Raw genomic sequence first — 19,704 nt, forward strand, 5'->3', positions numbered from 1 at the left:
TCAGGCCGAGCGTGCCCAGGCGAGCGCCTCGGAGACGAGCTGCTCGGTCGACATGCCGACCTCGGCGCGGACCAGGTCCTCCACGTCACCGGGGAGCAGCGCCTCACGCCGACGGAAGCTCCGCACCAGGTCCCAGAGCGCGTCCTCGCCCCCGGTGCTGGCGAGGTAGGCGCAGGCGAGGTGCGCGAGGTCGTAGTTGACCCGAGGGTCGCGCTGGTAGAAGTCGCGTCCGGTGGCGAGGCTGCGGGGCGTGACGCCGGCGAGGGCGCCGGCGAGGATCCGGCGCCGGGTGACCTCGTCGTACGCGGCGGCGTACGCGACGTGCTCCGCCGCGCCCTCGGTCAGCCAGGTCGGGCTGCGGTCGTCGGCGTCGCCGAGGGCGACGTGGACCAGCTCGTGACGGAACAGGATGCCGCGCCACGCCCCGCCGGCCGTGTGGACCGGGTTGACGGCGAACCGGTAGGCCACGGACCGCCGGCTGCCCGGCCGGCGGGTCACCGGGAAGGCGACACCGCCGGTGTCGTCCACGGTCATCGCGCTCATCTCGTCGATGGCGTCGACGTCGGAGATGTCGTAGGCCACGACCCTGCCGGACCAGGGCGGGAGGAGGGGGCGGATCGCATCGCGTGCGGCCACGATGTCGGCGTGCACCCGGTCGGCGTCGGCCCGCGTCCCGTCGTCGAAGACGGCGAGCACGCCGTCGGACTCCTCGACCGTGATCGCGGTGACGTCCCAGGGCGCCGGGACCCAGCCGGTGAAGGCGTCGCTCTGGAGGTTGCGGTCGCTGGTGAGGTGCACCTCGTCGGCGTCGCCGACGAACGTGTAGACCAGCGGCTGCGTGACAGCGCCCTCGTCGTAGCCGTCGAGGCGCATGGTGAAGTCGACCGGCAGCTGGAGGTCGCCGGCGCCCGCCACGCGGGTCATCACGTCCTCGTCCCCGAGGTCGAGCGCGAAGTCGCTCGCCGGGAGCTGGGCCACGTTGTCCCACCAGCGTGCCTGGCTGCGGGCGAAGGCGTCGGCCGCCGGGTCGATGGTGGCGAGGAAGGCCTCGCGGTCGCCGTCGACCAAAGCCTGCTCGCGGGCCTCGACGAGGGCCAGCGCGGCGTCGCGCAACGACTCGTTCATGCCCGCGGGCGCGGTGCGCTCGGGGAGGACGGCCTCGCCGTCGCGGCCGCCCCCGTCGTCCTGGCACCCGGCGAGCGGCAGCAGCAGGAGGGAGGCGAGCCAGGCCCGGGACGCACGCATGGGCCGGAGCCTAGGTGCACGACGGGGCACGCGGGGCAGGATCGCCGATGCCGTCCGCGTAGGCTTGGCAGGTCATGAGCGAGCGCATCGTCTACCTCGACCACGCCGCGACCACGCCGATGCTGCCGGTCGCGGTCGAGGCCATGACGCGCCACCTCTCCGGTGTCGGCAACGCCAGCTCGCTGCACGCCTCGGGCCGCGGCGCCCGTCGGGTGGTCGAGGAGTCGCGCGAGGCGATCGCGGGCGTGGTCGGGGCGCGGCCGGGCGACATCGTCTTCACCTCCGGCGGCACCGAGTCCGACAACCTCGCGCTCAAGGGGATCTTCTGGGCGCGCCGCGCCGAGGACCCCCGCCGCACCCGCATCCTGTCCACCTCCGTCGAGCACCACGCGGTGCTCGACCCGCTGCACTGGCTGGCCGACAACGACGACGCCGAGGTCGAGCTGCTGCCGGTCTCGAGCGAGGGCGTGCTCGACGTCGACGCGCTGCGGGCCTCGATCGAGCACGACCCGGAGTCGGTCGCGCTCGTCTCGGTGATGTGGGCCAACAACGAGGTCGGCTCGCTCCAGCCGCTCGACGAGGTGGTCGCCCTCGCCGCCGAGCACCGCATCCCGGTCCACACCGACGCGGTGCAGGCACTCGGCCAGGTGCCGGTCGACTTCGGCGCCTCGGGCGTCGACGCGCTGACCTTCACCGGCCACAAGGTCGGCGGCCCCTACGGCGTCGGCGCGCTCGTCGTGCGCCGCGACCTGCCGGTGAGCGCGCTGGTGCACGGCGGCGGCCAGGAGCGCGACATCCGCAGCGGCACCCTCGACGTGCCCGCCATCGCCGGCCTGGCGGCCGCGGTGGAGGCGTCGGTCAAGGGCCAGCACGACCACGCCGTGCGGGTCGCCGCGCTGCGCGACGACCTGGTGAGGCGGGTGCTGGACGTCGTGCCCGACGCCCACCTGCACGGTGCTCCGGTCGGCCCGCTGCGTCTGCCCGGCAACGCCCACATCGGCTTCCCGGGCTGCGAGGGCGACTCGCTGCTGATGCTGCTCGACGCCCGGGGCATCGAGTGCTCCACCGGGTCGGCGTGCTCGGCCGGCGTCCCGCAGCCCTCCCACGTGCTGCTCGCGATGGGGTGCGACCCCGACCAGGCGCGCCACTCGCTGCGCTTCTCGCTCGGCCACACCACCACCCCCGCCGACGTCGACGCCCTCGTCGAGGCCATCGGGCCCGTCGTCGAGCGCGCCCGCGCCGCGCGGGCCCGCTGAGGGGACGTCGCACCGATGAGGGTGGTCGCCGCCATGTCCGGCGGGGTGGACTCGGCCGTCGCCGCCGCGCGCGCCGTCGAGGCCGGGCACGACGTGACCGGCGTGCACCTCGCGCTCAGCCGCAACCCGGCGTCGTACCGCACGGGCGCCCGCGGCTGCTGCACCATCGAGGACAGCAACGACGCCCGTCGGGCCGCCGACGTCATCGGCATCCCGTTCTACGTCTGGGACCTGTCCGACCGCTTCCACGAGGACGTCGTGGAGGACTTCATGGACGAGTACGCCGCCGGCCGCACGCCCAACCCGTGCCTGCGCTGCAACGAGAAGATCAAGTTCGCCGCGGTGCTCGACCGGGCGCTGGCGCTGGGCTTCGACGCCGTGGCGACCGGTCACTACGCGCAGCTGCGGACCGGGGCCGACGGGCTGATCGAGATGCACCGCGCCGTCGACCACGGCAAGGACCAGTCCTACGTCCTCGGCGTCCTCGACCAGTCGCAGCTGCGGCACTCGCTGTTCCCGCTCGGTGACACCGACAAGCCGACCGTACGGCGCGAGGCCGAGGCCCGGGGGCTGCTGGTCGCTGACAAGCCCGACTCCCACGACATCTGCTTCGTCGCCGACGGCGACAACGCCGGCTGGCTGCGCGAGAAGCTCGGCGACCGGGCGCCCAACCACGGCGGCGACATCGTCGACGCGACGACGGGGGAGACCGTCGGCTCCCACCCCGGCACCTACGGCTTCACCATCGGCCAGCGCCGCGGGCTGCGGCTCGGCGTCCCGGCCGCGGACGGCAAGCCCCGCTTCGTGCTCGACATCGAGCCGGTCAGCGGCACCGTCACCGTCGGTCCGCGCGAGCGGCTCGCGGTCGACCAGGTCGTCGGGATCCGCCCGCGCTGGTGCGGCACCGTCCCCGAGCGGGTCGAGGGCACCGTCCAGCTCCGCGCCCACGGCGCCGAGCACCGCGCCGTCGTCACCGTCGACGGCGACCGCGTCGAGATCGAGCTGCTCGACCCGGCCGAGGGCATCGCACCCGGCCAGGCGGCGGTCGTCTACGACGGCACCCGCGTGGTCGGGTCGGCCACCATCGCCTCGACCCGGGCGGTGGGCGCCGCGTGAGCCTGGCGACCGGGGTCGGGTCGATGCCCGGCACGACGGACGCCGACCACGCCGAGGCCGTACGCCTCGTGCTGGGCGAGCTGCCGGACCTGCCGTTCGTGCCCGAGGTCCCGGGGCGCGGCGTGGCCGCCGGCATGACCGGCCGGGCGCTCGCGGTCGTCGACGGGCTCGGCGCCGACCTGCAGCCCGCCGGATGGCGGCTCACCGACACCAGCGGGGTCGACCACCGCAGGGCCCGCTCCCTGCTCGCCCAGGACCTCGACACCGTCGAGGAGCTCGCCCAGGGCTACGCGGGCGCGTTCAAGACCCAGGTCGCCGGCCCGTGGACCCTCGCCGCGACGGTCGAGAAGCCGCGGGGCGACAAGGTGCTGAGCGACCACGGGGCCCGCCGCGAGCTCGCCCAGGCGCTGGCCGAGGGGCTGCGCACCCACGTCGCCGACCTGCGGCGCCGGCTCCCGGACGTCGACCGCCTCGTGGTCCAGGTCGACGAGCCGGCGCTCGCCGCAGTGGTGGGCGGCCAGGTCCCCACGGCGAGCGGCTACGGACGCCACCGCAGCGTCGACCTGCCGGAGGCGTCGGCCCACCTCGAGTGGGTGGTGTCGGCCGTGACCGACGCGGGTGCCGAGGCCTGGGTGCACTCGTGCGCGCCGCAGACGCCGTGGTCGCTGGTCGTCGGGACCGGCGTGTCCGGGCTGTCGGCCGACCTGGCGATGCTCGGGCCCGCCGACCTCGACACCTTCGCCGAGGCGCTCGAGCAGGGCCGCACGGCGGCGCTCGGCGTCGTGCCGTCGACCGACCCGGCCGCCGTGGTCTCCGACGCCCGCGTGGTCGAGCGGGTGCAGCGCTGGCTCGACATGCTCGGCCTCGACCCCGAGGAGGTCGGTGACCGGCTCGTGGTCACCCCGACCTGCGGGCTGGCGGGCGCGTCGGGCGGATGGGCCCGCGAGGCGCTGCAGGTCCTGCGGCGCGGCGCTGACGGCCTGTCTGGTCGCTGAGCCTCAGCGGTCGCCGGACGGGACCGCGGCGCCGAGCACGTCGAGGGTGAGCCCGACCGCCACGTCGTGCCAGCGCTGCGAGCCGGACAGCATGTAGTGGCCGAGGGCTCCCATGTCGCGCAGCTCGACGCTGTCGGCGACGGCGCGGGCGCGCTCGACGTAGCGCGTGGTCTCCCTGAACGACGTGATCCGGTCACGCCGTCCGTGTGCCGCGCGCAGCGTCCGCCCGGCCAGGGTCGCGACGGGGTCCTCGGCCGACCACCACGGCGCCAGGCCGACGACGCCGACCACCGACGGGTCGTCGGCCACGTGGACCGCCACCCGGGCGCCCATCGAGTGGCCGAGCAGGACGACCGGGACGTCGCCGTGGGCGGCGCGCAGCTCGTCGAGCGCCTGTCGGGCGTCCGCCACCCGGTCGGCGCCGCCGTTCCAGCCGCGCTGGTCGTAGCGGACCAGCCAGACGCCCGCACCCGCGTCGGCGGCACGTGGCGCCACCGACCGCGCCAGCCAGGCGGCCCGGCGCCACGACGCGCTGCGTCCGTCGACGGACTGGCGCGAGCGGGGCTTGCCGCCGTGCAGGACGAGCACCATCGCGGTCGGGTGCGCGGGGACGTCGTAGGTGGTCACGTGGAGGTCGGGCACGTCGGTCCTTCGGAGCCGGGGTGGTCGTGGATGGGCTGGGCTGGCCGCGGATGTGCCGGGGGATGGCGCGAGGGAGGACCCCCGGGTCACCGGAGATCCTCCCTCGCCGCTGGTCGTGGGTCGGTGTCAGTGGACGCCGACACCCTCGGGGGCGTCCTCGGTGGCGAGCTCCTCGTGCTTGACGTCGAGGAACAGCCAGGTGATGGCCGACGCGACGAGCATCATCGCGAAGCCGACGAGGAATGCGTGGGTCGCGCCCTCGGAGAAGCCCGACAGGTAGGCGAACTGCCCGACCTGCTCCTGGGTCAGCGCCCCCTGGGCCGCTGCGCCGATCTGCGGAGCGATCTCCTCGGTGCGGGCGTTGGTGAAGTGGAGCGCGACCGTGCTGAGGGTGGCGAGGCCGAGGGCGCCGCCGACCTGCTGCATGGTGTTGAGCACGCCCGAGCCGATGCCGGAGTCCTGGGCCCGCAGGCGGTGGACCGCCACGAGGGTCAGCGGCACGAAGTTGAGTCCCATGCCGAAGGCCATCAGCACGATGAAGGGCAGGACGTGCGTCCAGTAGTTGACGCCGTCGCCGAGGTGGCCGGTGGTCGTGATCGTCTCGATGATGCCCGACGCGCTCTGCGGCACGTCGAGGCGGCTGAACCCGAAGAGCGCGGCTGCGGAGAGCAGCGTGCCGACACCGGACAGGAAGCGCGGGTCGACCGTGCTGACCAGCTTGGAGGCAGCGGTGGCGGAGATGATCATCGCGATCGAGAACGGCAGGAACGCGAAGCCCGTGTGCAGCGGGGAGTAGCCGACGACCAGCTGGATGAACAGCGACAGGAAGAAGAACATCGCGAACATCGCGGCCGGGACGATCATCATCACCGCGAACGCGGTGGCGCGGTTCTTGCTGGCGAAGATCCGGAACGGCAGCAGCGGGTGGGCGACGCGCGACTCGATCAGCACGAACACGCCGAGCAGGGCCACGCCCGCGACGAGGCTGACGATCGTGCTGGTGGCGTCCCAGCCGTAGTCCTCCTGGCCGGCGCGGCTCAGGCCGAACACGATGGCGAGCAGGCCGGCGGTGCCGGTGATGGCGCCCGGGACGTCGAGCTCACCGGCGTGGCGCTCGGACTCGTCGAAGAAGCGGGGCGCGAACAGCGCGGCACCGAGCCCGATCGGGACGACGATCAGGAAGGTGTAGCGCCACCCCTCGATGCCGAGGGGGGAGTCGAGGCCGGTGAGCCAGCCACCGAGGATCAGGCCCACGGCGGCGCCGACGCCGGCCATCGCGGCGTAGACCGCGAACGCGCGGTTGCGCTCCTTGCCGGCCGGGAAGGTGGTGGCGATCAGGGCGAGGGCGGCGGGGGAGGCCATCGCCGCGCCGAGGCCCTGGAAGGCCCGGGCACCGAGCAGCATGGCCTCGTTCTGGGCGGCGCCGCCGACGAGGGAGGCGACGGCGAAGAGCAGCACGCCGGCCATGAAGATCCGGCGCCGTCCCATCAGGTCGGCGAGGCGGCCGCCGAGGAGCAGGAAGCCGCCGAAGGTCAGGGCGTAGCCGGTGACGATCCACTGCAGGTTGGCCTGGTCGATCGACAGGTCGCGGCCGATGAACGGCAGCGCGATGTTGGCGATGGTGGAGTCGAGCACCACCATCAGCTGGGCGAGCGAGATGAGCACGAGCGCCCAGCGCAGGCGCTTGTGCTGCTCGGGGGTCACCTCGTCGGTGGCCGGAGCGAGGTCGGTCATGTGCGGGTCCTTCGTGACGTGGGTCTGGGTCGAGTGGAGCAGAGGGGTCTGACAGTCAGGCCCTGGAGGGGCGCGGCCGGGCCGGGCCGGCCGGTCCGTGGAGCGCAGCGGGCAGGATCACCTCGTCGAGCACGCGCCCGACCAGGTCGGTGGTGACCTGCTCGCCGAGGAGGAACGCGCGATGCAGCACGATCCCGGCGAGCGAGGGGGCGAGCACGTCGAGGTCGACGTCGGGGTGCACCTCGCCGCGGGCCCGGGCACGCTCGTAGAGCACCCGGGAAGCCGCGACCTTGGGCCCGATGAACTCGCGGCGGTAGACCTCGGCGAACTCGGGGTCGCGGCCCATCGCGGTCACGACGGCGGCGAGCACCGACTGCGCGAGCGGGTCGTCGATCCCGCCGGCGCCGCAGTAGGCCGCCAGCAGGTCGCCGCGCAGGGTGCCGGTGTCAGGGGTGGTGGCCTCGCCCTTGCGGGCCGTGATCGCCGCGACCACGAGCTCGGGCTTGCCGCGCCAGCGGCGGTAGAGCGTGGCCTTGGACGCCTTCGCGCGGGTGGCGACGGCGTCCATGGTGAGCAGGTCGTAGCCCACGTCCGCGAGCACGTCGAGCGTCGCGTCGAGGATCTCCATCTCGCGCTCGCCCACCACGCGGGGGCGGGTGCCGGTCTCGGTCGGGGTCATGCGGCCTCTCACAGATGATGAAACGAAACGGTTTCGTTTCGACCAACCGCAAGGGTCGCACGCCCATTCCCGCCGCACCGGATCTTTTCCGGACCGGTCCAGACCACTGGCGCGGGCACCGGTGTCGGCGGCGACCGGCAGACTGTGCCCATGAGCACGACCGACGGGCCGCCCTCCACGTCCTCCTCCTCCGCCACCACCTCCGGCGACCTCGCGCCCGCGCCGCCCGAGGCGCGCGAGCGCCACCGCGAGCTGAGCGAGCAGGTCGAGGACGCGCGCTGGCGCTACTACGTGCTCGACGACCCGACGCTCTCCGACGCCGACTTCGACGTCCGGCTGCGCGAGATCGAGGGTCTGGAGGAGCAGTTCCCCGAGCTCCGCACGCCCGACTCACCGACGCAGAAGGTCGGCGGTGCGGTCTCGACCGAGTTCACCGCGGTCGACCACCTCCAGCGCATGGAGTCGCTCGACAACGCGTTCTCCTTCGAGGAGCTCGGCGCGTGGTACGCCCGGATCCTGCGCGAGGGCATCGAGGCGCCCGCGCTGCTGTGCGAGCTCAAGGTCGACGGCCTCGCGATCAACCTGCTCTACGAGGACGGCCGCCTGGTCCGCGCGCTCACCCGCGGCGACGGGCGCACCGGTGAGGACGTGACCCCCAACGTCAAGACCATCGCCTCGGTCCCGCACCGGCTCACCGGCACCGACGAGCACCCGGTGCCCGCGCTGGTCGAGGTGCGCGGCGAGGTCTTCTTGACCACCGACGCCTTCGAGCGGCTCAACGCCTCCATGGTCGACGCCGGCAAGCCGATGTTCGCCAACCCGCGCAACGCCGCCGCCGGGTCGCTGCGCCAGAAGGACCCGCGGGTCACCGCGACCCGCGACCTCGGCATGGTCTGCCACGGCATCGGTGCCCGCGAGGGCTTCGACCCGCCCGCCCAGAGCGCGGCCTACGCGGCCCTGCGCGCGTGGGGACTGCCGACCTCCGACGAGGTCCGGGTCGTGGACACGATCGCGGAGGTCGAGGCGCGCATCGAGCACGTCGGCGAGCACCGTCACACGATCGTCGGCCACGAGATCGACGGCCTGGTCGTGAAGGTCGACGACGTCTCCCTGCAGCGCCGGCTCGGCTCCACCAGCCGGGCGCCGCGCTGGGCGATCGCCTTCAAGTACCCGCCGGAGGAGGTCAACACCCTCCTCAAGTCGATCGAGGTCAACGTCGGCCGCACCGGCCGGGTGACCCCCTACGGCGTGATGGAGCCGACCAAGGTCGCCGGCTCGACGGTGGAGAACGCGACGCTCCACAACGCCCACGAGGTGAAGCGCAAGGACGTCCGTCCCGGCGACACGGTCATCCTGCGCAAGGCGGGGGACGTGATCCCCGAGATCCTCGGCCCGGTCCTCGCGCTGCGTCCCGAGGGGCTCGCGGAGTGGGTGATGCCCACCGAGTGCCCGGCCTGCGGCACGCCGCTGGCCCAGCAGAAGGAGGGCGACAAGGACCTGCGCTGCCCCAACCACGAGCAGTGCCCCGCCCAGGTCCGCGAGCGGGTCTTCCACGTCGCCGGCCGCGGTGCGTTCGACATCGAGGGACTCGGCTACGAGGCGGCGGTCGCGCTGCTCGAGGCCGGGGTGATCACCAACGAGGGCGACCTGTTCGACCTCGACGAGGCGGCGCTGCTGCAGGCGCCGCTCTTCACCCGCGCGCCGAAGAAGGACGAGACCGGCCCCCAGCTCAGCGCCAACGGGGTCCGCCTGCTCGCCAACCTCCACGAGCGCAAGGCGAAGGTCCCGCTGTGGCGGGTGCTGGTCGCGCTCTCGATCCGCCACGTCGGCCCGACCGCCGCGCGCGCCCTCGCCACCGAGCTCGGCTCGATGCAGGCGGTCCGCGAGGCCGACGAGGAGACGCTCGCGGCCACCGAGGGCGTCGGCCCGACGATCGCGGCGTCGGTGCGCGAGTGGTTCCACGGCGCGAGCGAGGGCGACGCCGACACCGAGGAGATCGGCGACAACGCGGCCTGGCACACCGAGATCGTGGAGAAGTGGGCGGCCGCCGGCGTCGCGATGGCCGACGAGCGCGACGACTCGGTGCCCCGGACGCTGGAGGGACTGACCGTCGTCGCGACCGGCTCGCTGGAGGGCTTCACCCGCGACTCGGTCAAGGAGGCGATCATCTCCCGCGGCGGCAAGGCGGCCGGGTCGGTGTCGAAGAAGACCGACTACGTGGTGGTCGGGGACAACGCGGGGTCGAAGGCCGACAAGGCCGAGCAGCTCGGTGTCCCGGTCCTCGACGAGGCGCAGTTCGTGCGGCTCCTCGAGGGCGGCCCGGACGCCCTCGCCTGACGCGCCACGTCGACGTGCGAGGCGGTCAGCTGTCGTAGCTGCGACCCCCGAGGACGAGGTGGTTCGCGGAGCGGTCGCTGCGGTCTGGCGCCCCGGTGTGTACGCCTGCGCGGAACGGGTAGGGGAGGAGGAGGGACGGGCCTTCGACAACCAACCGGCCGCGGGCGTGGTCCCACTCCTGAGGTGCCGTCTCGGGCACTCACCAGCGAAAGGTCGTCCGATGTCCCCCAGCTCTCGCAGGTTCCTCGCCGCCGCGGCCGCCGCGGTCGTCCTCACCCCGCTCTCCGGGACGGTGCTCGTGCCCGCCGAGGCGGCTCGCCCGACCTGCGGCGGCCTGAAGGCGACGATGGTCGGGAACGACAAGGCCAACACGATCACCGGCACGCCCAAGCGCGACGTCATCGTCGCCCGCGGCGGCAACGACACCATCCGCGGTCTCGGCGGCAACGACGTCATCTGCGGTGGCGACGGGGCCGACACGATCTTCGGCGGCGACGGCAACGACCGGCTCGACGGCGGAGCCGACCTGGTGCGGCTCGACCGGTTCGGTCGGGTGGTGAAGAAGGGCGACACCCTCATCGGTGGCGCCGGCAACGACACCATCGAGCTCGGCTACGACCCGCGGCCCGCGACCGAGGGCACCGCCTCCGTCCTCGACGGCGTCTCCTACCGCGACGCGCCGGCCCCGATGGTCGTCGACTTCAGCTCGGGACAGACCGTCGCGATCGCGGCCGACGGCAGCGACACGGTGTCCGGTGTGCTCGGCGGCATCCGCGTCATCGGCACCGCGTTCGGCGACACCGTCAAGGGCACCAACAAGGCCGACGTCATCCTCGCTCGCGGCGGCGACGACACGATCTTCGGCCGTGGCGGTGACGACACGATCGCCGCCGACTCCTCCGGTGCGCCCGGCAACGACCGGCTCTACGGCGACGCGGGAGACGACAGGATCACCGGCAGCCTGGGCTCTGACCTCTTCGTCGGCGGCAGCGGCAGCGACGTGCTGACCTCGTCGTCCGAGATCCACCAGCAGCTCCGCGGCGGCAGCGGCTCGGACACGATCACCTTCCCGCTCCCGGTGGACTCCGGGTTCGTCGCCAAGGGCTTCGGCGGGCAGGACCGGCTGCGGCTGCTGCCCAGCTCGAACCCGGCGCTCAAGCCGACGCTGCGCATCGACCAGCTGAAGAAGACCACGATCCGCGGCCTCCAGCCCTACACGCTCGAGGGCAAGGTCAGCGGGTTCAACGACGTCCAGCTGCCGGCCCGGGCGAAGTCGGTCTTCAAGGGCAGCAACGAGTCCGAGATCGTGGCCGCCAACCCCGACTACCGCGTCGAGCTCTACGGACGCGGCGGCGCCGACGTGCTGATCGGCTCCGACGAGCCCGACCGGCTCGACGGCGGCAAGGGCTTCGACATCGTCCGCGGGCGCGGCGGCAACGACACCTGCAAGAACGCGGAGAAGCGCTCCAGCTGCTGAGCCGTCGGTGCCGCGTCGGAGGAGGTCCCGGGACTCTCCTAGGATCACCCCATGCCTGAGATCTCCCGGGAGGAAGTGGCCCACCTCGCCACCCTCGCCCGCATCGACCTCTCCGACGCCGAGCTCGACCACCTCGCGCCCCAGCTGAGCGTGATCCTCGAGTCCGTCGCGTCCATCAACGGAGTCGCCGGTGACGACGTGCCGCCCACCTCGCACGCCATCCCGCTGACCAACGTCTTCCGCGAGGACGTCGTGGTGCCGGGCCTGACCGCCGAGGAGGCGCTGTCGGGCGCCCCGGCGGTGGAGGAGCAGCGCTTCTCCGTCCCGCGGATCCTGGGTGAGGAGGCCTGATGAGCGACCTGACCCGGCGCACCGCCGCCGACCTCGCGGACGCGCTCGCCTCCGGCGACGTCACCTCGGTCGAGCTCACCGAGGCCCACCTGGACCGCATCGGGGCCGTCGACACCGACGTCCACGCCTTCCTGCACGTCGACCGCGACGGTGCGCTCGCCGACGCCGCCGACTCCGACGCCCGCCGCGCCCGCGGCGAGGCCCGCGGCGCCCTCGACGGCGTACCGATCGCGGTCAAGGACGTGCTCGCGACCCGGGGCCTGCCGACCACCTGCGGCTCGAAGATCCTCGAGGGCTGGGTGCCGCCCTACGACGCCACCGTCGTCACGCGGCTGCGCGAGGCCGGCCTCCCGATCCTCGGCAAGACCAACATGGACGAGTTCGCGATGGGCTCCTCCACCGAGCACTCCGCCTACGGCCCGACCCGCAACCCGTGGGACCTGGACCGGATCCCCGGCGGCTCCGGCGGTGGCTCGGCCGCGGCCGTGGCCGCCTTCGAGGCGCCGCTGGCCATCGGCACCGACACCGGTGGCTCGATCCGCCAGCCCGGCGCGGTCACCGGCACCGTGGGCGTCAAGCCCACCTACGGCGGCGTCTCGCGCTACGGCCTGGTCGCGCTCGCCAACAGCCTCGACCAGGCGGGCCCCGTGACCCGCACCGTCCTCGACGCGGCGATGCTGCACGACGTGATCGGCGGGCACGACCCGCGCGACTCCACCTCGATCGCGCAGGACTGGCCGTCGTTCACCGGGGCCGCCCGCACCGGGTCCACCGGCGACCTGACCGGCGTCAGGGTCGGCGTCATCACCGAGCTGGCCGGCGAGGGCTGGCAGTCCGGTGTGATGGCTCGCTTCCAGGAGTCCGTCGACCTGATGGTCGCCGCGGGCGCCGAGGTCGTCGAGGTGTCGTGCCCCTCGTTCGTGCACGCGCTGGCCGCCTACTACCTGATCCTGCCGGCCGAGGCGTCGAGCAACCTCGCGAAGTTCGACGCGATGCGCTACGGCCTGCGGGTCACGCCCGACGGCGACCCGTCGGCCGAGGAGGTCATGCGGGCCACCCGCGACGCCGGCTTCGGCGACGAGGTCAAGCGCCGGATCATCCTCGGCACCTACGCCCTGTCCAGCGGCTACTACGACGCCTACTACGGCCAGGCGCAGAAGATCCGCACGCTCATCAGTCGCGACTTCGACGCCGCCTTCGCCCGGGTAGACGTGCTGGTCTCGCCGACCGCGCCGACGACGGCGTTCCGGCTGGGGGAGAAGCTCGACGACCCGATGGCGATGTACCTCAACGACCTCGCCACCATCCCCGCCAACCTGGCCGGCGTCCCGGGCATCTCGGTGCCCAACGGCCTCGCCGAGGAGGACGGCCTGCCCGTCGGCCTCCAGGTCCTGGCCCCGGCGCTCGCCGACGACCGCGTCTACCGCGTCGGCGCCGCACTGGAGACGCTGCACGAGAAGACGTGGGGAGCGCCCCTCATCGAGAAGGCGCCCGCCCTGCCCACGAAGGAGTCGGACCGATGACCTCCACCACCGACACGGCCCTCGTGCCGTTCGACGACGTGCTCGCGTCCTACGACCCCGCGCTGGGCCTCGAGGTGCACGTCGAGCTCAACACCGCCTCGAAGATGTTCTGCGGCTGCCCGGCCGTCTTCGGCGGCGAGCCCAACGCCGGCGTGTGCCCGACCTGCCTCGGCCTGCCCGGCGCGATGCCGGTGGTCAACGGCAAGGCGGTGGAGTCGGCCATCCGGATCGGCCTCGCGCTCAACTGCGACATCGCCGAGTGGTGCCGGTTCGCCCGGAAGAACTACTTCTACCCGGACATGCCGAAGAACTTCCAGACCTCGCAGTACGACGAGCCGATTGCCTTCGACGGCTACATGGACGTCACGGTGCCGGTCGAGGGGGGCGATGACGAGACCTACCGCGTCGAGATCGAGCGCGCCCACATGGAGGAGGACACCGGCAAGTCGCTGCACGTCGGTGGCGCCACCGGCCGCATCCACGGCGCCGACCACTCGCTGGTCGACTACAACCGCGCCGGCATCCCGCTCATCGAGATCGTCACCCGGCCGATCCTCGGCGCGGGCGCGAAGGCACCCGAGGTCGCGAAGGCGTACGTCGCCCAGCTGCGCGAGCTGATCGTCGCGCTCGGCGTCTCCGAGGCCCGGATGGACCAGGGCAACCTGCGCGCCGACGTCAACCTCTCGCTGTCGCCCAAGGGCAGCGGCGTGCTCGGCACCCGCACCGAGACCAAGAACGTCAACTCGTTCCGCTCCGTGGAGCGGGCCGTGCGCTACGAGATGCAGCGCCACGCCGCGATCCTCGACGGCGGCGGCTCGATCCTGCAGGAGACCCGTCACTGGCACGAGGACACCGGCATCACGACCAGCGGCCGGGAGAAGTCGGACGCCGAGGACTACCGCTACTTCCCCGAGCCCGACCTGGTGCCGGTCGCTCCGAGTCGCGAGTGGGTCGAGGAGCTGCGCGCCACGCTCCCGGAGAACCCGACCGCGAAGCGCGCCCGGCTGCAGGCCGAGTGGGGCTTCAGCGACATGGAGATGCGCGACACCATCGGTGCCGGCGCACTCGGCCTGGTCGAGGAGACCATCGCCGAGGGCACCGCCCCGCAGGCCGCCCGCAAGTGGTGGCTCGGCGAGCTCGCCCGGCGCAGCAACGAGGACGGCGTCGACCTCGTCGACCTGCCGATCACCCCCGCGCAGGTCGCGCGGATCCAGGCGCTCGTGGACGAGAAGGTCGTCAACGACAAGCTGGCGCGGCAGGTCTTCGAGGGCGTGCTGGCGGGCGAGGGGTCGCCCGACGAGGTCGTCGAGAAGCGCGGCCTCGCGGTCGTGTCCGACGACGGGGCGCTCGGCGTGGCGGTCGACAACGCCATCGCGGCCAACCCCGACGTCGCCGACAAGATCCGCGACGGCAAGGTCGCGGCGGCCGGTGCGCTCATCGGTGCGGTGATGAAGGAGATGCGTGGACAGGCCGACGCCGGACGGGTCCGCGAGCTGATCCTGGAAAAGTTGGCTGTCTAGACAACTTGTTAGGGTGCGAGCGAGTCACACAGGTCACATCACCAACCAACGCTCGCACCACGTGGGGGAGCGCAGGGGCCGGACCCGGCGCCTGCTCCCGGCGGGCGGGAAGGAAAGCATGCTTCATCGCAACCGACCTCTCCGGACGGCCACCGCCGTCCTCGCGACCGCCGCCCTGGGCGCCGGCGTCCTCGGCGCGGCCCCCGCCTCGGCGGACCCGTCCCCGGCGCTGCGCTCGGCCAAGGCCGCGGTCAGCACCGACAGCACGCCGTCGACCATCGCCGCCGAGTGGATGGCCGGTGAGCTCGAGAACGGCCTGCTCATCAGCGGGACCAACCCTGACTTCGGCCTCACCATCGACACCGGCATGGCGCTGTCGACCATCGCCAGCCAGGGCGGCACCGTCACGGCGATCAACAACACCCTCGAGCCCCGCATCGCCGAGTACGTCGGCAACGGGACCGAGGAGTCGTACGCCGGTCCGCTGGCCAAGGCAGCGACCTTCGCCCGGATCGCCAAGAAGAACCCGACGAGCTACGGGGGGATCAACCTGATCACCCGCCTCGAGGAGCGCACCGCCGACGTCCCGGCCGACCCGGCCGCGGAGCCGCAGAAGGCCGCCATCGCCGGCCGGATCTTCGACAAGTCCGCGTCGGGCAACTACGCCAACGTGGTCGGCCAGTCCTACGCCGTGCGCGCCCTCACGCTCGCGCAGTCGACCGAGGCGGCCGCCGCCCGCGACTTCCTGCTCAAGCAGCAGTGCGCGTCCGGCGCCTTCCGCGTCGACTTCGCCAACGCCGACCAGCCCGTCCAGGCCTGCACCGACGGTGCGGCCGGCAGCGAGGCCGACCCGGACGCCACCGCGTTCGCGGTGATCAACCTCGTCGAGTCGGGCGACAAGTCCGCGGCCGTCGTCGGCGCGCTCGCCAAGGCCGGCACCTGGCTGGCCGCCCGCCAGCGCAACAGCGGGGCGTTCCGCGCCGCCGCGCCGGTGAGCCAGATCAACACCAACACCACGGCCATCGCGGGCTACGCCCTCGGCCTGCTGAAGAACCGCGACGCGTCGCAGAAGGCCGCCCTGTGGGTGCGCAAGAACCAGCCGGTCGACAAGTACAAGTGCCGCACCGCGCTGACCAAGGACACGGGTGCCGTGGCCTACCGCAAGGACCGGGTCAAGGCCTCGACGACCAGCGGCATCCCGGCGGACGCCCGCAGCGAGTGGCGCCGTGCCACCTCGCAGGCGATCCTCGGCCTGCAGTTCGCCCCCGCGAGCAAGGACAAGCTGCGCATCGTCTCGGTGCGCAAGCAGGCCCGCTCGGGCGAGCGCGTGCAGTTCCGCGTCTTCGGCCTCGCGCCGAGCGAGAGCGCCTGCATGCAGGTCAAGGGTGACTTCCTGCGCGTGAAGGGCAAGAAGTCGGGCGACAAGATCGTGCGCAAGCTCCAGCTGCCCGCCGGCAACCAGCGCCGCGTCGGCCTGGTGAAGACCTCGGACGACGAGGCCCGCACCTCGCTGCGCGTGCGCAACTGACGCACCTGCGCCACCCGCACGACCCCGCACCACCTCGTACGACCACCCCGGCCCGGCGTCTCGGACGCCGGGCCGGGGTGCGTCCGGGCCCGGGTGGGGGTTACGCTTCGCGAGCCGCGCCCGACCGGGCCGGCACCACACACGCCCGAGGTGGGGAAAGCCGGTCCGAAGCCGGCGCTGACCCGCAACCGTGGGCACGGGAGCGATCCCGTGCGAGCCGGAACACCCGCCCCGACGCGTCTTGACCACCATCGCTGTCGAGGAATGCAGCGGGGGCGAACCCGGCGCGTGCCGTCTTCCTTCCCGTTGTCGCAGCGAGGAAGGAACCATGAAGCTCTCCCTGTCCCGCAGCGTCGTGCTCGGGGTGGCGGTGTCGCTCGGCACGTCCGTGCTCGCGCAGCCGCTGCTGACCGCTCCCGCCACGGCCGCGGCCACCGATCCGGCGTCGTCCGCGGCCCGCTCCGGCACCGGCTGGCTGGCCACCCAGCTCACCGACGGCGTCATCCACAACCCGAACTTCGGCGGCTTCGACGACTACGGCCTCACCGTCGACATCGCGCTGAGCATGGACGAGGTCGGCGGGGACCAGGCGCTCGTGCGCCAGGTCCGCCAGGCCATGTCCACCCGCGTGGCCAGCTATGCCACCGGCGTCGACTACGGCGTGCCGGACGACCTCTACTCCGGCTCCTTCGCCAAGGCCCTCGTCTTCGCCGAGGTCTCCGGTGCCGACCCGCGGGCCTACGGCGGCTTCGACCTCGTCCAGCAGGTCGAGGACCGGGTCATCACGTCCGGCCCGACGGCGGGCCGCCTCGCCGACCAGGTCGACGGCGGCGCCGACTACGCCAACACCTTCGGCCAGGCGTTCGCTGCCCGTGGCCTCTCGGCCGCCGGGTCCGCGCAGGCCGCCCCGGTGACCGACTTCCTGCTGCGCCAGCAGTGCTCCTCGGGCTACTTCCGGGTCTTCTTCAGCGCCGCCGACGCGGCCGAGCAGTCGTGCGTCGACGGGACCGACCCGACCGACACCGACACCACCGCGCTCGTGGTCTCGCAGCTCGCCGCGATCTCGCCGCGACCGGCGAAGGTGCAGGGCGCGATCGACCGCGCGGTCGCGTGGCTGGCCTCGACCCAGCGCACCGACGGCTCGTTCGTCGGCAGCGAGTTCACCCCCGACCCCAACTCCAACAGCACCGGCCTCGCCGCCGCGGCGCTGGCCTGGGGCGGACGCTGCGAGCAGGCCGGCCGGGCCGCCGAGTGGGTCGAGGGGCGCCAGGTCGCTCCCGGCGCCACCGCGCCGCTCGCCGGCGAGGACGGCGCGATCGCCTACTCCGACGACGCGCTCACCACCGCCCGCGCCGACGGCATCACCGACGCGACGCGCGACCAGTGGTGGCGCGCGACGGTCCAGGCCGTCGCCGGCCTGACCCAGGCCCGCGGCACCGTCGCCGGCGTCACGCTGGGCGCGACCCCCGCCGAGTCCGGCGCGACGTCCACCGTCACGGTGGCCGGCGGCCGCACCGGTGACCGCTTCTGCCTCTCCGGTCCGGGCATCACCGGCACCCGCACCCTCGTCGTCGGTGCCGACGGGACCGCGACCGCCCGCGTCACCGTGCCCGCCTCGGGACAGCCCACCTGGACGGTGAGCGGCCGCGACGGTTCCCGCACGGCGAAGGCCGGCTCCGCCCGCGGTGCCATCACCGGCGTGACGCTGTCCGGTCCGTCCGGCTTCCAGCGGGCGCGCGGGCGGGTCTCGCTCGACGTCGCCGGCGCCACCGCAGGTGCCGGCTTCGTGCTCGAGGGTCCCGGACTGGCCGGCGTGACCGTCTACGCCGGCTCCGACGGCACGCTCACCCGCACCGTCACCCTGCCGAAGGGCACCGGCACCGCCACCTGGACGCTCGTCGGGGCCGACGGTCGCGTCTCCGCCGAGACCAGCGTGCTCGGCAAGCGCCGCCTGAAGGTCACCACGCCGAAGGGGAAGGGTGCCAAGGCGCGGGTCCTGGTCCGCCGGCTGGTCGCCGGTGAGAAGGTCCGCCTGCGCGTCGCCGGCCGGACCGTCGCCAAGGGCCGCGCCAACGCCAAGGGTCGCTTCGTCGGCCGGGTCGCCCTCCCGGAGGGGCGGTCGAAGGTCCGCGTGCGCGCCGTCGGCCAGTTCGCCGACCTGCGCACCGGCTCGACCGTGCTGCGGGCACGATGACCTCCGGACGTCTCGTACGCCGCCTCGCCGCGGCACTCGCCGTCCTGGTGGCCGGTCCGGGGCTCGCCCTCGGGCCGGCCCCGGCCGCGTCCGCCGCGACCTGTACCTCCGCCGGCGGGGTCAGCGTCGTCGTGGACTACCGCGAGCTCGGGGGCAGCACCGTCACGGCGTGCGCCGCCGACGGCGGCGGCAAGAGCGCCGCCGCGATCTTCGCGTCGGTCGGCGTCTCGATCACCTACGCCACCCGCCAGCCCGGCTTCGTGTGCCGGGTCAACGGCGTCCCGACCAGCGACCCGTGCGTCAACACCTCCCCGGCCAACGCCTACTGGGGCCTGTGGTGGGCCGACGGGAGCCGCGGGTCGTGGACCTACTCCAGCTCCGGCGTCGGCACGCTGACGGTGCCGGCCGGTGGCTCGGTCGGCTGGTCGTGGCAGCAGGACCGCACCGCCGGCACGAGCGTGCCCCCGGCCGTCGCGCCGCCGGTCACCCGGTCGGCCACGCCGAGCCCGACGCCCACCCCGTCCTCGACCCCCACGTCGTCGCCGACCGCCACGCCGTCGTCCGGCGGTGGCACGACCGGCGGCTCGGGCGGTGGCTCGGGCGGTGGCTCGGGCACGGGCTCCGGGACCGGGTCCGGCAACGGGTCGGGCAACGGGTCCGGCAACGGGTCCGGCGGCAGCACGGGCGGCGGCGCCGGCAACGGCTCGACCGGCAGCCCGGGCGGGTCGTCCCCCCAGCCGAGCCCGTCCGCCACGCCGTCGTCCGGCTCGTCCGCGACGCCGTCCGCGTCCGCGAGCCCGTCGGAGCCCGCCTCCGGTGCGAACGACGCGCGCCGGAAGACCGGGTCGCGGGAGCGCGGCTCCGCCGGGGGCAGTGGCCGCAAGGGCGGCTCCGGTGGCTCCGCAGACGACCCGTCCGAGGAGTCGTCGCCGATCCCCTCGGACGAGGCGTCCGCGACCGTCGACCCCGACGCGCCGTCGCCCGACGCGCAGGCCGCCGCCACGCCGGAGCGCGTGCCCGCCGCCGTGACGTGGGGCGTCGTCGGCCTGCTCGCCGTGGCGCTCGCGGGTGCCGCCCTGGTCGCGCGTCGCAGACGGGGGGTCTGAC

General features: G+C 73.7%; 15 protein-coding genes. 11 read left to right on the forward strand and 4 right to left on the reverse strand.

Features of this window, described 5'->3' with window-relative positions:
* Nucleotides 1-1,245 carry a hypothetical protein gene (locus KDN32_RS05910; protein ID WP_211731131.1) on the reverse strand — a complete coding sequence of 415 codons (1,245 nt, stop codon included), beginning with the start codon at nucleotides 1,243-1,245 and terminating at the stop codon, nucleotides 1-3.
* Between the two features lie 74 nt (nucleotides 1,246-1,319).
* On the opposite strand from KDN32_RS05910, the gene KDN32_RS05915 reads away from it, so the two are divergent.
* Genes KDN32_RS05915 through KDN32_RS05925 form a run of 3 tightly spaced genes read left to right on the forward strand, consistent with a single transcriptional unit; the run spans nucleotide 1,320 to nucleotide 4,612 of the window.
* Nucleotides 1,320-2,501 (forward strand): cysteine desulfurase family protein, encoded by a 1,182-nt coding sequence (locus KDN32_RS05915; RefSeq protein ID WP_211731132.1) that lies wholly within the window; start codon nucleotides 1,320-1,322, stop codon nucleotides 2,499-2,501.
* A gap of 15 nt (nucleotides 2,502-2,516) precedes the next feature.
* The gene (gene mnmA / locus KDN32_RS05920) at nucleotides 2,517-3,617 is read left to right on the forward strand and encodes a tRNA 2-thiouridine(34) synthase MnmA (protein WP_211731133.1); all 1,101 of its coding nucleotides are present in this window, start codon (nucleotides 2,517-2,519) and stop codon (nucleotides 3,615-3,617) included.
* Nucleotides 3,618-3,640: 23 nt separating this feature from the next.
* Nucleotides 3,641-4,612: a uroporphyrinogen decarboxylase/cobalamine-independent methonine synthase family protein gene (locus KDN32_RS05925; RefSeq protein WP_211731134.1), complete on the forward strand. Its 972-nt coding sequence runs from the start codon at nucleotides 3,641-3,643 to the stop codon at nucleotides 4,610-4,612.
* Between the two features lie 3 nt (nucleotides 4,613-4,615).
* Here KDN32_RS05925 and KDN32_RS05930 read toward each other — a convergent pair whose 3' ends face one another.
* The 3 genes from KDN32_RS05930 to KDN32_RS05940 all read right to left on the reverse strand — a co-directional run bounded on the left by KDN32_RS05930 (nucleotide 4,616) and on the right by KDN32_RS05940 (nucleotide 7,667).
* A complete protein-coding gene (locus tag KDN32_RS05930; RefSeq protein WP_211731135.1) occupies nucleotides 4,616-5,254 on the reverse strand; it encodes an alpha/beta hydrolase in 639 nt (212 codons plus the stop codon).
* 126 nt (nucleotides 5,255-5,380) lie between these two features.
* A complete protein-coding gene (locus tag KDN32_RS05935) occupies nucleotides 5,381-6,988 on the reverse strand; it encodes a DHA2 family efflux MFS transporter permease subunit (RefSeq protein ID WP_211731136.1) in 1,608 nt (535 codons plus the stop codon).
* Between the two features lie 55 nt (nucleotides 6,989-7,043).
* Nucleotides 7,044-7,667, reverse strand: coding sequence for a TetR/AcrR family transcriptional regulator (locus KDN32_RS05940; RefSeq protein WP_211731137.1), 624 nt, complete (start codon nucleotides 7,665-7,667; stop codon nucleotides 7,044-7,046).
* Between the two features lie 150 nt (nucleotides 7,668-7,817).
* On the opposite strand from KDN32_RS05940, the gene ligA reads away from it, so the two are divergent.
* The 8 genes from ligA to KDN32_RS05980 all read left to right on the forward strand — a co-directional run bounded on the left by ligA (nucleotide 7,818) and on the right by KDN32_RS05980 (nucleotide 19,703).
* Nucleotides 7,818-10,004: an NAD-dependent DNA ligase LigA gene (gene ligA, locus KDN32_RS05945; RefSeq protein ID WP_211731138.1), complete on the forward strand. Its 2,187-nt coding sequence runs from the start codon at nucleotides 7,818-7,820 to the stop codon at nucleotides 10,002-10,004.
* A gap of 220 nt (nucleotides 10,005-10,224) precedes the next feature.
* The gene (locus KDN32_RS05950; protein ID WP_211731139.1) at nucleotides 10,225-11,481 is read left to right on the forward strand and encodes a calcium-binding protein; all 1,257 of its coding nucleotides are present in this window, start codon (nucleotides 10,225-10,227) and stop codon (nucleotides 11,479-11,481) included.
* A 51-nt stretch (nucleotides 11,482-11,532) separates the two neighbouring features.
* Nucleotides 11,533-11,832, forward strand: a complete 300-nt coding sequence (gene gatC / locus KDN32_RS05955) for an Asp-tRNA(Asn)/Glu-tRNA(Gln) amidotransferase subunit GatC (protein ID WP_129400616.1) — start codon at nucleotides 11,533-11,535, stop codon at nucleotides 11,830-11,832.
* Nucleotides 11,832-13,355: an Asp-tRNA(Asn)/Glu-tRNA(Gln) amidotransferase subunit GatA gene (gene gatA, locus KDN32_RS05960; RefSeq protein ID WP_211731140.1), complete on the forward strand. Its 1,524-nt coding sequence runs from the start codon at nucleotides 11,832-11,834 to the stop codon at nucleotides 13,353-13,355. Before gatC ends, gatA begins: the two co-directional genes overlap by 1 nt.
* Nucleotides 13,352-14,875 (forward strand): Asp-tRNA(Asn)/Glu-tRNA(Gln) amidotransferase subunit GatB, encoded by a 1,524-nt coding sequence (gene gatB / locus KDN32_RS05965; RefSeq protein WP_211731141.1) that lies wholly within the window; start codon nucleotides 13,352-13,354, stop codon nucleotides 14,873-14,875. Before gatA ends, gatB begins: the two co-directional genes overlap by 4 nt.
* Before the next feature lie 118 nt (nucleotides 14,876-14,993).
* Nucleotides 14,994-16,403, forward strand: coding sequence for a prenyltransferase/squalene oxidase repeat-containing protein (locus KDN32_RS05970; RefSeq protein WP_211731142.1), 1,410 nt, complete (start codon nucleotides 14,994-14,996; stop codon nucleotides 16,401-16,403).
* A gap of 328 nt (nucleotides 16,404-16,731) precedes the next feature.
* Nucleotides 16,732-18,597 carry a hypothetical protein gene (locus KDN32_RS05975; RefSeq protein WP_211731143.1) on the forward strand — a complete coding sequence of 622 codons (1,866 nt, stop codon included), beginning with the start codon at nucleotides 16,732-16,734 and terminating at the stop codon, nucleotides 18,595-18,597.
* Nucleotides 18,594-19,703, forward strand: a complete 1,110-nt coding sequence (locus KDN32_RS05980; protein ID WP_211731144.1) for a hypothetical protein — start codon at nucleotides 18,594-18,596, stop codon at nucleotides 19,701-19,703. The genes KDN32_RS05975 and KDN32_RS05980 overlap by 4 nt, the downstream gene beginning before the upstream one ends.
* Nucleotide 19,704 lies beyond the last annotated feature (1 nt).

Source organism: Nocardioides palaemonis (assembly GCF_018275325.1).
Taxonomy (GTDB): Bacteria; Actinomycetota; Actinomycetes; order Propionibacteriales; family Nocardioidaceae; genus Nocardioides; species Nocardioides palaemonis.

Coding starts and splice junctions, on each gene's coding strand:
- KDN32_RS05940 (WP_211731137.1), bottom strand. CDS start 7,667: ATGACCCCGACCGAGACCGGCACCCGCCCCCGCGTGGTGGGCGAGCGC.
- KDN32_RS05915 (WP_211731132.1), top strand. CDS start 1,320: ATGAGCGAGCGCATCGTCTACCTCGACCACGCCGCGACCACGCCGATG.
- ligA (WP_211731138.1), top strand. CDS start 7,818: ATGAGCACGACCGACGGGCCGCCCTCCACGTCCTCCTCCTCCGCCACC.
- KDN32_RS05970 (WP_211731142.1), top strand. CDS start 14,994: ATGCTTCATCGCAACCGACCTCTCCGGACGGCCACCGCCGTCCTCGCG.
- gatC (WP_129400616.1), top strand. CDS start 11,533: ATGCCTGAGATCTCCCGGGAGGAAGTGGCCCACCTCGCCACCCTCGCC.
- KDN32_RS05975 (WP_211731143.1), top strand. CDS start 16,732: ATGAAGCTCTCCCTGTCCCGCAGCGTCGTGCTCGGGGTGGCGGTGTCG.
- KDN32_RS05925 (WP_211731134.1), top strand. CDS start 3,641: ATGCCCGGCACGACGGACGCCGACCACGCCGAGGCCGTACGCCTCGTG.
- KDN32_RS05950 (WP_211731139.1), top strand. CDS start 10,225: ATGTCCCCCAGCTCTCGCAGGTTCCTCGCCGCCGCGGCCGCCGCGGTC.
- gatA (WP_211731140.1), top strand. CDS start 11,832: ATGAGCGACCTGACCCGGCGCACCGCCGCCGACCTCGCGGACGCGCTC.
- gatB (WP_211731141.1), top strand. CDS start 13,352: ATGACCTCCACCACCGACACGGCCCTCGTGCCGTTCGACGACGTGCTC.
- KDN32_RS05910 (WP_211731131.1), bottom strand. CDS start 1,245: ATGCGTGCGTCCCGGGCCTGGCTCGCCTCCCTCCTGCTGCTGCCGCTC.
- KDN32_RS05980 (WP_211731144.1), top strand. CDS start 18,594: ATGACCTCCGGACGTCTCGTACGCCGCCTCGCCGCGGCACTCGCCGTC.
- KDN32_RS05935 (WP_211731136.1), bottom strand. CDS start 6,988: ATGACCGACCTCGCTCCGGCCACCGACGAGGTGACCCCCGAGCAGCAC.
- mnmA (WP_211731133.1), top strand. CDS start 2,517: ATGAGGGTGGTCGCCGCCATGTCCGGCGGGGTGGACTCGGCCGTCGCC.